General features: G+C 59.0%; 13 protein-coding genes. 11 read left to right on the top strand and 2 right to left on the bottom strand.

The annotated features are described in order from the left end of the window. Positions 1-163 precede the first annotated feature (163 nt). Entirely contained in the window at positions 164-1828 is a 1665-nt protein-coding gene (locus ACY4LX_RS24920) for an electron transfer flavoprotein-ubiquinone oxidoreductase (protein WP_149660024.1), read from the bottom strand. Positions 1829-2375: 547 nt separating this feature from the next. On the opposite strand from ACY4LX_RS24920, the gene ACY4LX_RS24915 reads away from it, so the two are divergent. From ACY4LX_RS24915 to ACY4LX_RS24870, 10 genes are all read left to right on the top strand, one after another. Next, complete coding sequence (locus tag ACY4LX_RS24915) at positions 2376-3125, top strand: electron transfer flavoprotein subunit beta/FixA family protein (RefSeq protein WP_123406900.1); 750 nt, start codon at positions 2376-2378, stop codon at positions 3123-3125. Further along, positions 3126-4055 (top strand): electron transfer flavoprotein subunit alpha/FixB family protein, encoded by a 930-nt coding sequence (locus ACY4LX_RS24910; RefSeq protein ID WP_463258145.1) that lies wholly within the window; start codon positions 3126-3128, stop codon positions 4053-4055. Positions 4056-4135: 80 nt separating this feature from the next. Then, positions 4136-4969 carry a substrate-binding periplasmic protein gene (locus ACY4LX_RS24905; RefSeq protein WP_463258144.1) on the top strand — a complete coding sequence of 278 codons (834 nt, stop codon included), beginning with the start codon at positions 4136-4138 and terminating at the stop codon, positions 4967-4969. A 9-nt stretch (positions 4970-4978) separates the two neighbouring features. Next, positions 4979-5335: a DUF4398 domain-containing protein gene (locus ACY4LX_RS24900; RefSeq protein WP_149660027.1), complete on the top strand. Its 357-nt coding sequence runs from the start codon at positions 4979-4981 to the stop codon at positions 5333-5335. After that, positions 5332-6144, top strand: a complete 813-nt coding sequence (locus ACY4LX_RS24895; protein WP_149660028.1) for an OmpA family protein — start codon at positions 5332-5334, stop codon at positions 6142-6144. The genes ACY4LX_RS24900 and ACY4LX_RS24895 overlap by 4 nt, the downstream gene beginning before the upstream one ends. Positions 6145-6344: 200 nt before the next feature. Continuing rightward, positions 6345-7784, top strand: coding sequence for an aminotransferase-like domain-containing protein (locus ACY4LX_RS24890; protein ID WP_149660030.1), 1440 nt, complete (start codon positions 6345-6347; stop codon positions 7782-7784). 90 nt (positions 7785-7874) lie between these two features. Continuing rightward, positions 7875-8354, top strand: coding sequence for a translation initiation factor 2 (locus ACY4LX_RS24885; protein ID WP_463258143.1), 480 nt, complete (start codon positions 7875-7877; stop codon positions 8352-8354). A gap of 166 nt (positions 8355-8520) precedes the next feature. After that, complete coding sequence (locus ACY4LX_RS24880) at positions 8521-8775, top strand: YkgJ family cysteine cluster protein (protein ID WP_149660032.1); 255 nt, start codon at positions 8521-8523, stop codon at positions 8773-8775. A gap of 40 nt (positions 8776-8815) precedes the next feature. After that, entirely contained in the window at positions 8816-9421 is a 606-nt protein-coding gene (locus tag ACY4LX_RS24875) for an START domain-containing protein (protein ID WP_463258142.1), read from the top strand. A 284-nt stretch (positions 9422-9705) separates the two neighbouring features. Continuing rightward, positions 9706-11799 carry an LTA synthase family protein gene (locus ACY4LX_RS24870; RefSeq protein ID WP_463258141.1) on the top strand — a complete coding sequence of 698 codons (2094 nt, stop codon included), beginning with the start codon at positions 9706-9708 and terminating at the stop codon, positions 11797-11799. A 66-nt stretch (positions 11800-11865) separates the two neighbouring features. Here the strand turns inward: ACY4LX_RS24870 and ACY4LX_RS24865 are convergent, their stop codons facing one another. After that, positions 11866-12024: a DUF3309 family protein gene (locus ACY4LX_RS24865; RefSeq protein ID WP_178129173.1), complete on the bottom strand. Its 159-nt coding sequence runs from the start codon at positions 12022-12024 to the stop codon at positions 11866-11868. Positions 12025-12414: 390 nt separating this feature from the next. Here ACY4LX_RS24865 and ACY4LX_RS24860 point away from each other — a divergent pair, with 390 nt between their 5' ends. Further along, positions 12415-13230 carry an SDR family oxidoreductase gene (locus ACY4LX_RS24860; protein WP_149660036.1) on the top strand — a complete coding sequence of 272 codons (816 nt, stop codon included), beginning with the start codon at positions 12415-12417 and terminating at the stop codon, positions 13228-13230. Positions 13231-13279: the final 49 nt, after the last annotated feature.

The raw sequence follows: 13279 nt of genomic DNA, 5'->3' as shown, positions 1-13279 counted from the left end.
CAAAGCTTGCTCGCGATAGCGGTCTGTCATTCGGCATTGTCGTTGCCTGGCATACCGCTATCGCGAGCAAGCTTTGCTCCTACATTTGGGTTGTGGTGATTCCTGAATCGTAGGCAACAAAAAGGCCCCCATTCGGGAGCCTCGATGTTCAGGCGTGCGGCGCTTACATGTTCGGGTAAGTCGGGCCGCCGGAGCCTTCCGGCGCCACCCAGGTGATGTTCTGTGCAGGGTCCTTGATGTCGCAGGTCTTGCAGTGAACGCAGTTCTGGGCGTTGATCTGGAAGCGCTTCTCGCCGTCTTCCTTGGTCACCACTTCGTACACGCCGGCCGGGCAGTAGCGCTGGGCAGGCTCATCGTACAGCGGCAGGTTCTTGCTGATCGGGATGCTCGGGTCGGTCAGCTTCAGGTGGCACGGCTGTTCTTCTTCGTGGTTGGTACCGGAGATGAACACCGAGCTGAGTTTGTCGAAGCTGAGCTTGCCGTCGGGTTTCGGGTAGTCGATCTTCTTGCAGTCCGCCGCGAGCTTCAGGCACGCGTAATCCGGCTTGGTGTCGTGCAGGGTGAACGGCAGTTTGCCGCCGAAGATGTTCTGGTCGAGCCAGTTGAAACCGCCGCCGACGATGGCGCCGAATTTGTGGATCGCCGGGCCGAAGTTGCGGCTGGCGAACAGTTCGTCGTAGAGCCAGCTCTTCTTGAACGCATCGACGTAAGTGGTCAGCTCTTCGGTGCCGTCCTTCTCGGCGAACAACGCCTCGGCTACGGATTCTGCGGCGAGCATGCCGGACTTCATCGCTGTGTGGCTGCCTTTGATCTTGGCGAAGTTCAGGGTGCCGAGGTCGCACCCGATCAGCGCGCCGCCCTTGAACACCATTTTCGGCAGCGAGTTCAGGCCACCCTTGCAGATCGCGCGAGCGCCGTAGCTGATGCGCTTGCCGCCTTCCAGGTACTGCTTGAGCACCGGGTGATGCTTGAGGCGCTGGAACTCGTCGAACGGCGACAGGTAAGTGTTGCTGTAGGACAGATCGACGATCAGACCGACTACGACCTGGTTGTTTTCCAGGTGATAGAGGAACGAGCCACCGGTGTTCTCGGTGCCCATGATGTCCAGCGGCCAACCGGCGGTGTGGACCACCAGGCCTGGCTGATGCTTGGCCGGGTCGATTTCCCAGATTTCTTTCAGGCCGATGCCGTAGTGCTGGGCGTCGGCATCGCTGTCGAGGTTGAAGCGCTTGATCAGTTGCTTGCCGATGTGGCCACGGCAACCTTCGGCGAACAGCGTGTACTTGCCACGCAGCTCCATGCCTGGGGTGTACAGGCCTTCTTTCGGATGGCCTTCGCGGTCAACGCCCAGATCGCCGGTGATGATCCCGCGTACCACGCCGTTTTCGTCGAACAGCGCTTCCTGGGCGGCGAAGCCCGGGTAGATTTCCACACCCAGGTTCTCGGCCTGCTGAGCGAGCCAGCGGCACAGGTTGCCCAGGGAGATGATGTAGTTGCCTTCGTTGTGCATGGTCTTGGGCACAAAGAGGTCGGGGATTTTCTGCGCGCTTTCAGCGTTCTTGAGAACGAAGATGTCATCGCGGGTGACCGGCGTGTTCAGCGGGGCGCCGAGTTCTTTCCAGTCCGGGAACAGTTCGTTCAGGGCGCGTGGTTCAAACACGGCACCAGACAGGATGTGAGCACCGACTTCGGAGCCTTTTTCGACCACGCAGACGCTGATTTCCTTACCGGCTTCGGCGGCCTTCTGCTTCAAGCGGCAGGCGGCGGAAAGACCAGCGGGGCCGGCACCGACGATGACCACGTCGAATTCCATGTATTCGCGTTCCACAGGTTATCTCCTACTCAAGGCTCAACAGTTTTTTTTCTAATATTGGAGGTTTGGTGTCGCATCCATGAATCCCGGCGCAAGGCCGGAAGAGGACAATCGATGAACCACCTTTCTCTCTGGGTGGCGCATTATATCTACACCACTCCTAGCGTCCAATACAAACGTTTGTTTGAATTGGCTCAAAGCCAGAGAAATCCAAGTCACGCGGCTTATGACTGGCCATTTTGCCGTATTGACCGGAATAGGTGTTCCGGTCAAGATACGGGCGGTTTTGCGCTCGCCGTAGGCTGACTGTTGGTTTCAAGAGCACCTCTAAAGACAGGGCGATGGCAGTACAAGGTGATGCGTAGCGAGGATTCGGCGCGCAGTTTACACGCCGCGGTAATGAATGACTCATCGGTCACCACTGACGAACGGTCATCAGCAACGCGAGCCGTGTCACCCCGTTCAGATGCCAGCGTTTTTAGAGGTGCCCTTGCGCCCACGAGCATCAACCGCCAGGTTCGCCTAGGCGACTTTCTTTTCACCGGAGAGTAACGAGGAATCCATGAAGGTTCTTGTAGCTGTCAAACGCGTTGTGGATTACAACGTCAAGGTTCGCGTCAAGGCGGACAATTCCGGCGTCGACCTCGCTAACGTGAAGATGTCGATGAACCCATTCTGCGAGATCGCAGTGGAAGAAGCCGTACGCCTGAAAGAGAAAGGTGTTGCGACTGAAATCGTCGTCGTCTCGATCGGCCCGTCCACCGCACAAGAGCAACTGCGCACCGCGCTGGCTCTGGGTGCCGACCGCGCCATCCTCGTCGAATCCGCTGAAGATCTGACTTCCCTGGCCGTTGCCAAACTGTTGAAGGCTGTCGTCGACAAGGAACAGCCTCAGCTGGTGATCCTTGGCAAACAAGCCATCGACAGCGACAACAACCAGACTGGCCAGATGCTCGCTGCATTGAGCGGCTACGGTCAGGGCACCTTCGCTTCGAAAGTCGAAGTCACTGGCGACACCGTTGCCGTGACCCGCGAAATCGACGGCGGCGCGCAGACGGTTTCCCTGAAACTGCCGGCCATCGTCACCACCGACCTGCGTTTGAACGAGCCGCGTTACGCGTCCCTGCCAAACATCATGAAAGCCAAGAAGAAGCCTCTCGAAGTGCTGACTCCGGACGCTTTGGGCGTTTCCACCGCCTCCACCAACAAGACCGTGAAAGTCGAAGCGCCGGCTGCACGCAGCGCGGGCATCAAGGTCAAGTCGGTGGCTGAACTGGTCGAGAAACTGAAAAACGAAGCGAAGGTAATCTAAATGACTATCTTGGTTATTGCTGAACACGACAACAAAGTGCTGGCCCCGGCCACGCTGAACACCGTGGCCGCTGCTGCCAAAATCGGCGGCGACATCCACGTGCTGGTTGCAGGCCAAGGCGCTGGCGCCGTGGCCGAAGCCGCAGCGAAAATCGCTGGCGTGGCGAAAGTGCTGGTGGCTGACAACGCTGCCTACGCTCACCAACTGCCGGAAAACGTTGCTCCTCTGGTTGCAGAGTTGGGTAAAAGCTACAGCCACATCCTGGCTGCCGCGACGTCCAACGGCAAAAACATCCTGCCGCGCGTTGCTGCGCAGCTGGACGTTGACCAGATCTCCGAGATCATCTCGGTTGAAAGCGCTGACACCTTCAAGCGTCCGATCTACGCCGGTAACGCCATCGCTACCGTTCAATCGAACGCCGCAGTGAAAGTGATCACCGTGCGTGCCACCGGTTTCGACCCGGTTGCCGCTGAAGGTGGTTCGGCTGCTGTGGAAGCGGTTGCCGCTGCCCACGACGCTGGTACTTCGAGCTTCGTTGGCGAAGAACTGGCCAAGTCCGATCGTCCGGAACTGACCGCTGCCAAGATCGTCGTCTCCGGCGGTCGCGGCATGCAGAACGGCGACAACTTCAAACACCTGTACGCCCTGGCCGACAAGCTGGGCGCTGCCGTCGGTGCTTCCCGCGCTGCGGTCGACGCAGGTTTCGTACCCAACGACATGCAGGTCGGTCAGACCGGCAAGATCGTTGCTCCACAGCTGTACATCGCGGTCGGTATCTCCGGCGCGATCCAGCACCTGGCTGGCATGAAAGACTCCAAAGTGATCGTTGCGATCAACAAGGACGAAGAAGCGCCGATCTTCCAGGTGGCCGATTATGGCCTGGTGGCAGACCTGTTCGAAGCAATCCCTGAGTTCGAGAAGCTGGTCTAATCCAGCGGCCTGACTTATAAAGAGCCCGACCTTTTGGTCGGGCTTTTTTTTGTTCCGGATTTGAATGGGAGAGTGTTGCCATGGATTTGCGCCGCGTAGGTGGCTGGTCATTGCTGCTGGGGCTGACGCTGTTGCCAGGGCTCGCGAGCGCCGCTGGCAAATGCGAGCGCCTGGTGGTCACCGGCAGCCCGGATGCACCGCCGTACCTGTGGCAAGACCCGCAGAACCCCAAGCACCTGATCGGCGCCAGTGCCGATTTGTTGCAGCGCGTGGCAGGGGAGCTGGGTATCAAGATCGAGATGCTTTACGCCGGCAAACGTGCCCAGGCCCTGGATGAAGTGCGCAGCGGGCGCATGGACATGCTGGCGGACGCGCCGTTGACGCTCAGCGAGCTGGAAACCCTGGATTACATCCATCCGCCGTTGCTGGAAAACGACTATCTGGTCTGGACCCGTAAAGACTCGACGCTGCCCTACAGCGAAGCCCAAGACCTGCACGGGCACACCGGCGCTGTGTCGGAAAAGTCTCGAATGACCCGGGAATTTGGCACTTTCGCCGAGCAGCAATTGACCCTCAGCCGTACACCAAACCTGACCCAGGCCTTTCAGAAATTGCTGCTGGGCGAGGTGGAATATGTACTCGCCGGGCGCTACTCGGGCATGGCGGCCGCGCAGGCATTGAGCATGGGCAACGACCTGCAAGCCTATCCGCAACCGGTCGACAGGCCCGGCCTGTTCCTCGCGGTTTCCCATAACTCCGCCTGCAACGATCCGTGGTTGCGCGGACAGCTGGCCAAAAAGATGACAGAATTGCCCGCGTCCGGACTGACGGAAGCCGTGCTGCAACGCAACATCGAGCGCTGGAAAGCCCAGCAGCAACTGCAGCAACACCCCGCCAGTACCCCAAAACAGTAGGGATTTTTAGTGAGTATTCGACCTCTTTTCGCTGCCCTGGCCGTTCTGGCTCTGGCGGGTTGTGCAGCCGATCCTGCGCCGAATGAACAAATACGCCTGACCGAGCAGGCCCTCGTCCAAGCCAAGGCCGTTGGCGCCACCGCTGACGAAGTGCCTGAGCTGAAGCTGGCAGAAGACAAATTCTCCCGCGCCCAAGGTGACATGACCGACCAGTCCTACAAGCACGCCCGCATGCGCGCCGAACAGGCTGAACTGGATGCGCGTCTGGCCGAAGCCCGGGTCCTGACCCTCAAGAGCCAGGAGCAGTTGAACGTACTCAATACCCGCATCACTCGCCTGCGCAAGCAACTGGGAGATGCCCAATGAGCCTCAAGACCAAAGCACTCGGCGGTTTGCTCCTCGCAGGCTGCGTCAGCCTGTATGGCTGCGCCGGCCAGCACAGTGAGTCGGCCCTGCAAGAAGCCAGCGCCGACTTCCAGAAGGTCAAGGAAGATTCCAACGTGCTGCGCATTGCGCCGAAGGATGTGATCCGCGCCGGTGAGTCCTTGGCCCGGGCCGATCGTTTGTCCAGCTACTGGGGCAGCGGCTCGGATGTGGTGCATTACGCGTACCTGAGCCAGCGCTACAGCGAAATTGCCCGGGAACACACCAATCAGGTGCTCAACGAGGAGCAGGCGGCCAAGCTCGAACTGGAGCGCCAGCGCCTGCAACTGGCCCTGCGCGAGTCCAAGTTGCTCAGCGTGCAACAACAGGGCAAGTGGCTTGAAGAGCAGATCGTTGCACTGGCCACCACCCAGACCGATCGCGGACTGGTGATGACCCTGGGCGACGTACTGTTCGATACCGGTGAGGCGGAGTTGAAGAACTCGGCGAACCGTGTGGTGCTGAAAATTGTGCAGTTCCTGCAACTCAACCCGAAACGCGTGGTGCGGATCGAGGGCTACACCGACAGCACCGGCGGCAAGCAGGACAACCTCAAACTGTCCCGCGACCGCGCGCAATCGGTGGCCGACGTGTTGATGGACCTGGGTATCGAAGACAAACGCATCCAGGTCGAAGGCTATGGCGATGAATACCCGGTGGACGTCAACGCCACTGAGCGTGGTCGCGCACAGAACCGTCGAGTAGAAATTGTGTTCTCCGACGAAAAAGGCCAGCTCGGCGCCGCCCGATAGGGCAGCGTCTCTGGAAAACCCGGCCTGCCCGTCAGCGCCGGGTTTTTTTACGCCTGCCAATCGCTTCACAAAGCAGTACAGATTTTGCTGACACTGCACTGTACGGTCGACTATTGTGGCAACTGTCCCCGTACACTTCTAAACTGTTCCGGTATTGTTTCACACAAGAATAAAATGCCCGTGAAATCGAGTGCTGCGTCATGACCAATCTCTTGCTCTACCAACGTATTGCTCAGCAACTGGCCGAGGACATCCGTCGTGGTGTCTATCAACCGGGGGAGCGCGTGCCTTCGGTGCGCAAGATGAGCTCGCAGCTCAATGTCAGCCATGCGACGGTGTTGCAGGCGTACGCCAACCTTGAGGACCAGGGCCTGATTCGCGCCCGGCCGCAGTCCGGTTACTACGTGCACCAGACTCCCGCCCTGACCGCGCCGACCCCGGACATTGCCCGGGTCGAACGGCCCGGCCTGGTCACCCGCAGCAGCATCATCCAGCAAGTGCTGGTGGAATCCCGCCGCGAAGGCGTGTTCCCGCTGGGTGCGGCGGTGCCGAGCGTCGACTATTTGCCGGTGCGGGCGCTGCATCAGCAATTGGCCAAGGTCACTCGCTTCCATAGCCCACGGGCCTTCAGCTACATGTTCAGCCCGGGTTTTGAACCGTTGCGCCGTCAGGTGGCGATTCGCATGCGCGATGCCGGCGTGGTGGTCGATCCGTCCGAAGTGGTGATCACCCACGGTTGCGTCGATGCCTTGCAGATGTCGCTTCGCGTATTGACCCGGCCGGGCGACCTGATCGCCGCCGAGTCGCCGACCTATTATGGGCTGCTGCAACTGGCCGACCTGCTCGGCCTCAAAGTCATCGAGATTCCCAGCGATCCCGCCACCGGCATGAGCCTCGAAGCGCTGCAGCTGGCCGCCAACCAATGGTCGATCAAGGCGCTGGTGCTGACCACCCGACTGAGCAATCCATTGGGCGGCACCATGCCCGAAGAGCGCCAGAAACAACTACTGCGCCTGGCCTCGGATTTCGACATCCAGATCGTCGAAGACGATATCTACGGCGAGCTGATGTTCGAGCAGGGTCGGACCAAAGCGCTCAAGGCCTACGACCGGCTCGACCGGGTGATCTATTGCTCGAGTTTCTCCAAGACCCTGTCGCCGGGCGTGCGGATCGGCTGGATGATCGCCGGTAAATACCAGCAGGAAATCCAGCGTCTGCAAACGTTCAGCACCCATTCGGCGTGTAGCGTCACGCAGATGGGCATCGCGGCGTACCTGGAAAACGGCGGCTACGACCGGCATTTACGTTTCATCCGTCAGGAGTACCGCAAAAACCTCAGCGCCTTCCAGTTGGCAGTGCAACAGTATTTCCCCGAAGGCACGCAGATGAGCCGGCCAACCGGTGGCTTTATTCTGTGGGTCAGTCTGCCGGGGCGGGTCAACACTCAGGAATTGCATGTGCGAGCCTTGCAGCAAGGCATCAGCATCGCCCCGGGCCTGATCTTCAGTAACACCGAGCAGTTCAATCACTGCATTCGACTGAACTGTGGCACGCCCTGGAACCGTGAAGCCGAGCGGGCATTGATGACGCTGGGCATGCTGGCGACCCAGCTCTGCCAGGAGACGGCCAACGGTTTTTGACCCCACGGGCAGGTCATCTGCTGCCCGTGCTTGTCATGTCGCTCCCAACAGGCGAGCATATGGCCCTCTGCCGTTAGTGCCGTTGGGTCCATGAAAACGATTTTTTCTGCTGCCTGGCTGTCGATCTGCCTGTTGGTGACTGCGTTTCCGGTCGGTGTCATGGCCGCTGCCGCCCAGGGTAAACCGGCTGCCAGTAGTGCCCAGGTAACTCCGAAGAAACCGGTTGTGACCCAAAAAGCGACGCCTGCTAAAAAGAAGGCCGCACCGATCAAAAAACGTCCCCCCATTGCCTCCAAATCCAAATCGGCCAGTGAAGTGGTCAAGACCACTCAACTGCCACCGGCCACGCTCGACTTGAGCTTGCCCAAGCAAATGGTCGAAGAGCTCAAGCCCAAAGGGACTGTGCCATTGCCCAAACACGATGGGGTATTGCCACAAATGTTCGGTGACAAGACCAGTGACTTCCAACTCAACGGCCGTCTGCTGAGCAACGAAATGCAGCTGCAACTGCGCAACGAAGAGCGTCGTGATGTTGAAGGCGCGGCGCTGGAATTCGAGTTCAAGCGTTAAATTATTCCCATCGGTGAGCCGCGGGCCAGACACTTCGTCGGAGACTGGTCGGTCACGTTCGCTTGAGCACAAAAACTGCGGGCCAGGTAATTTTAAACAGTCGTTTTAGCGGGTACTCTGTGCCACGTCCCTTTTACACATTGCCCGTCGCGAGGTGTTTGTCGTCATGAAATGCCGTGAAGGCTGTGGCGCCTGCTGTATTGCCCCTTCCATCAGTTCACCGATTCCCGGCATGCCGCAAGGCAAACCTGCCGGAGAACGTTGCGTGCAACTGTCTGTCGAAAACCTGTGCAATATTTTCGGCCAGGCCGAACGTCCGGCTGTCTGCTCGGCTTTCGAAGCCGATGCCGAGGTCTGCGGAAACAGCAGTGAAGAAGCCATCCGGCTGCTTGGCTGGTGGGAGCAAATGACGGCGGCGTGATGTGTTCAAGAATGGAACTTCAACAATAAGGAATAAGACTATGGGTTCGCTGCATCGTATGGCTGTGCTGTGTGGTTTGACGGTTGTGCTGGCCACCACGGCCGCTCACGCTGAAGACTGGAAAGTTGCCAAAAACGAAGACGGCATCAAGGTGTCCCTGAGTGAAGTGGCGGGTTCCGATTACAAGGCCTACCAGGGCGTCACCCTGATGAAGACGACCATCGCCAAGTTGCGTGCGTTGCAGGAAGACGTGGCGGGCGCCTGCTCGTGGATTCATGAGTGCAAAGCCCAGAAGCTGCTCAAACACGAAGGCGATCAGAGCTGGACCTACACTCAGTTCAACACCCCTTGGCCCGTCACTCCGCGTGATTCGGTACTGCACGTCACCACGGTCGAAGGCGCCGACGGCAGCCTGACCCGCAAACTCGAAGGCGTACCCAAATACATTCCTGAGGAAAAAGGCTTCGTCCGGGTCGCCAAAGTCGACGGCTTCTGGAAGTTCGTACCCAAGGGTGACCAGGTCGAAGTGACCTACCAGGTGCACACTGAGCCGGGTGGCAGCGTGCCGTCGATGGTGGCCAACAAGTTCGTGGTCGACGCACCGTTCAACACCCTGAAAGCCCTGAAAGAACGCGCCGAGAAGTAACCGCGCCGCTCTTTCGATAACGCCCCGACTGGTTCGGGGCGTTTTTCGTTGGGGGACATGCAGCGGCTTTATTGTGTTTCCGGATATGCGTTGCACGAATTTTTCACAAAGTGTCCAAGACAATTCGCCCGCGCCAACATTGCGGACAGTAATCAATGGCAATGCCGCGAGTGATCGTGCAACATTTGCGCTCCGCGCAAGCCCCGGGGCCAAGTAGTGGCCAACAGAGGGCAGGGCGCAGCTGTATTTTTGCAACTTCAACTTCCAATGGGTCCTAAAACGACATGGCAAACCCGGACGCCCTGAATCAGCAGCGAGCTTCTAGTCGCCTGCTGCAACCGACCGTCAAATCGCATCTGGCCTACACGCTACTGTGTGCCCTGGTCATGATGGTCATGTTCAGCCTGCTGCGCGTTGCGCTGCTGGTTTACAACCGCGCGATGATCCTCGACACACCGGCTTCGACTTTCCTCGAAGCGTTCGCCAACGGCCTGCGTTTCGACCTGCGCCTGGTGGTCTACCTCATTATTCCGTTGCTGCTGGCCTTGTTCAGCGCCCGGGCCATGGCGGCCCGCGGGTTCTTCCGCCTCTGGCTGACCATTGCTTCAAGCATCGCGCTGTTCCTCGGCCTGATGGAGATGGACTTCTACCGTGAATTCCACCAGCGCCTCAACGGCCTGGTCTTCCAGTATGTAAAGGAAGACCCGAAAACCGTGATGAGCATGCTCTGGTACGGTTTCCCGGTGGTTCGCTACCTGCTGGCCTGGGCCGTGGGCACCTTGATCCTGACCCTGGCATTCAAGGGCGCCGACCGCGCCACCCGTCCTCGCGGCCCGTTCAGCGGTGGCAGCATCGGCACGCGCCAGATCGCCCCGTGGTATGCGCGCATCGCGGTGTTCGTGGTGTGCCTGCTGGTGTGCGTGGTCGCCGCCCGTGGCACCCTGCGTCAAGGCCCGCCCCTGCGTTGGGGTGACGTCTACACCACCGACTCCAACTTCGCCAACCAGTTGGGCCTCAACGGCACGCTGTCGCTGATTGCCGCCGGCAAGGCGCGGATGTCCGAAGAGCGCGACAACATCTGGAAAGCCACGCTGCCACAGCCTCTGGCCCAGCAGACCGTGCGCGACATGTTGCTGACGCCGAGTGACAAACTGGTCGATGCCGACATCGCAGCAGTGCGCCGCAACTACACGCCGGACGCCAACAAGACCCTGCCGATCAAGAACGTCGTGGTCATCTTGATGGAAAGCTTCGCCGGTCACTCGGTGGGCGCCCTGGGTCGTCCGGGCAACATCACGCCCGCCTTCGACAAGTTGTCGAAAGAAGGCCTGTTGTTCGATCGCTTTTTCTCCAACGGCACCCATACCCACCAGGGCATGTTCGCCACCATGGCCTGCTTCCCGAACCTGCCGGGTTTCGAATACCTGATGCAGACCCCGGAAGGCAGCCACAAACTGTCCGGCCTGCCGCAGTTGCTCAGTACCCGTAACTATGACGATGTGTACGTCTACAACGGCGACTTCGCCTGGGACAACCAGTCGGGCTTCTTCAGCAACCAGGGCATGACCAACTTCATCGGGCGTAATGACTTCGTCAACCCGGTGTTCTCCGACCCGACCTGGGGCGTGTCCGACCAGGACATGTTCAACCGTGGCCTGGAAGAACTGAAGGCACGCGATGGCAAGGACAAAAAACCGTTCTATGCCTTGCTGCAAACCTTGTCCAACCACACGCCGTACGCCTTGCCGACACCCTTGCCGGTCGAACGCGTGACCGATCGCGGCAGCCTGAACGAACACTTGACCGCCATGCGCTACTCCGACTGGGCGCTGGGTCAGTTCTTCGAGAAGGCGCGTAAAGAGCCTTACTTCAATGAAACCCTGTTCGTGGTGGTGGGCGACCATGGTTTCGGCGACGAGCAGCAAATCACTGAAATGGACCTGGGCCGCTTCAACGTGCCGATGCTGATGATTGCGCCGGGCATCCAGGAAAAATTCGGTCAGCGTGACCACACCGTGGGCACTCAGATCGACATCGTGCCGACCATCATGGGCCGCGTCGGTGGCGATGTGATTCACCAGTGCTGGGGCCGCGACCTGCTGAACCTGCCGGAAGGCGATAAAGGTTTCGGCGTGATCAAGCCTTCGGGCAGCGATCAGACCGTCGCATTGCTGACCGCCGACCGTGTGCTGGTGCTGCCAAAAGAGATGCCGCCGAAGCTGTATCAGTACGAATTGGGCGCTAACCCGAAAGGGGTGGTGATTTCAGAGTCGGCTGATGAAGCGGCGCTCAAGCAGAAACTTGAGTCGTTCCTGCAAACCGCGACCAAGAGCCTGCTGGATAACACCGCCGGCGTGGTGAACGGCAAGCCGGACTAACGTTTTTGATGCAATAAAAAAGAGGCCCTTTTTCAAGGGCCTCTTTTTTTTGGTCGGGTTAAATCTTTATATCTTGCCGAGCAAGAGCAGAATCAACAGCACTACCAACACGACGCCGAGGATACCCGATGGCCCATAACCCCAACTTCTTGAGTGCGGGAAGACTGGCAAACCACCGACCAGCAGCAGGATCAGGATAACGATAAGAATTGTGCCCATGTCTATTTCCTTGTTGGAAGTGTTCTGAATGACCTAACGTTTTAACTATCAGCCGGAATGCGATAAATCCGAACTGCTTAACAACTCCGACTTGTGCAACTGAAAGAAAATTCAAAGTTTTTTAATGTTTTTTGGAACGAAGGTTTATTTCTTTTTTGCGTTTTGTTGTTAGTTGGTCAGTTAAACCGTGTCATCGTTTTTCGCGGGCAAGCCTTGCTCCTACGGGGAACGCGGCGCTCTTCTTGTAGGAGCAAGGCTTGCCCGCGAAGGCCGCGACTCGGTCTCACGCCATGCCCCGGTTTGCGCAGACCATTCAGCAATCTGATGGAGCGTGGGTCGGGCAATATCCTTCGCTACACTCGGCGCATCTTCCCCAGAACAACAAGGCTGTTTGCTATGCAAAATCGCATGATGATCACTGGCGCAGGCTCAGGCCTGGGTCGCGAAATCGCGCTGCGTTGGGCCCGCGAAGGCTGGCAACTGGCCTTGTCGGATGTCAGCGAGCCCGGCTTGCAAGAAACGTTGAAACGGGTTCGCGAAGCCGGCGGCGACGGTTTTATCCAGCGTTGCGATGTGCGTGATTACAGCCAGCTGACGGCGTTTGCCCAGGCTTGCGAAGAGCGGCTCGGTGGCATCGATGTCATCGTCAACAATGCCGGGGTCGCCTCAGGTGGATTCTTCAGTGAGCTGTCCCTGGAAGACTGGGACTGGCAGATCGCGATCAACCTGATGGGCGTAGTCAAAGGCTGCAAGGCCTTCCTGCCGTTGTTGGAAAAGAGCAAAGGCAAGATCATCAACATCGCGTCGATGGCCGCGCTGATGCAGGGGCCGGCCATGAGCAATTACAACGTGGCCAAGGCCGGTGTGGTGGCGCTCTCTGAAAGCTTGCTGATCGAATTGGCCCAGCAGGAAGTCGGGGTCCATGTGGTCTGCCCGTCGTTCTTCCAGACCAACTTGCTGGATTCCTTCCGTGGCCCGACCCCGGCCATGAAAGCCCAGGTCGGCAAGTTGCTGGAAAGCTCACCGATCACCGCCACCGACATTGCCGACTACATCTACACGCAAGTGGCCGCCGGCGAATTCATGATCCTGCCCCACGAACAGGGACGCATGGCGTGGGCGCTCAAGCAGAAAAACCCGCAACTGCTCTACAACGAAATGACCGTCATGGCCGACAAAATGCGCGCCAAGGCCAAACAAACCGCCGGCTGATCTTGCCCGCTGGCACCCGCGTCGTTAGGGTGGCCGCCATCGGTCATCC

The organism is Pseudomonas sp. Emmai (assembly GCF_055179735.1).
The sequence above is the reverse complement of the archived record's forward strand: the minus strand, read 5'-3'. Positions and strand labels throughout refer to the sequence as shown.

What these genes read in the sequence shown, in the direction of transcription:
- ACY4LX_RS24915 (WP_123406900.1), top strand. Translation starts at nt 2,376, where the DNA reads ATGAAGGTTCTTGTAGCTGTCAAACGCGTTGTGGATTACAACGTCAAG.
- ACY4LX_RS24910 (WP_463258145.1), top strand. Translation starts at nt 3,126, where the DNA reads ATGACTATCTTGGTTATTGCTGAACACGACAACAAAGTGCTGGCCCCG.
- ACY4LX_RS24905 (WP_463258144.1), top strand. Translation starts at nt 4,136, where the DNA reads ATGGATTTGCGCCGCGTAGGTGGCTGGTCATTGCTGCTGGGGCTGACG.
- ACY4LX_RS24895 (WP_149660028.1), top strand. Translation starts at nt 5,332, where the DNA reads ATGAGCCTCAAGACCAAAGCACTCGGCGGTTTGCTCCTCGCAGGCTGC.
- ACY4LX_RS24890 (WP_149660030.1), top strand. Translation starts at nt 6,345, where the DNA reads ATGACCAATCTCTTGCTCTACCAACGTATTGCTCAGCAACTGGCCGAG.
- ACY4LX_RS24885 (WP_463258143.1), top strand. Translation starts at nt 7,875, where the DNA reads ATGAAAACGATTTTTTCTGCTGCCTGGCTGTCGATCTGCCTGTTGGTG.
- ACY4LX_RS24880 (WP_149660032.1), top strand. Translation starts at nt 8,521, where the DNA reads ATGAAATGCCGTGAAGGCTGTGGCGCCTGCTGTATTGCCCCTTCCATC.
- ACY4LX_RS24875 (WP_463258142.1), top strand. Translation starts at nt 8,816, where the DNA reads ATGGGTTCGCTGCATCGTATGGCTGTGCTGTGTGGTTTGACGGTTGTG.
- ACY4LX_RS24870 (WP_463258141.1), top strand. Translation starts at nt 9,706, where the DNA reads ATGGCAAACCCGGACGCCCTGAATCAGCAGCGAGCTTCTAGTCGCCTG.
- ACY4LX_RS24860 (WP_149660036.1), top strand. Translation starts at nt 12,415, where the DNA reads ATGCAAAATCGCATGATGATCACTGGCGCAGGCTCAGGCCTGGGTCGC.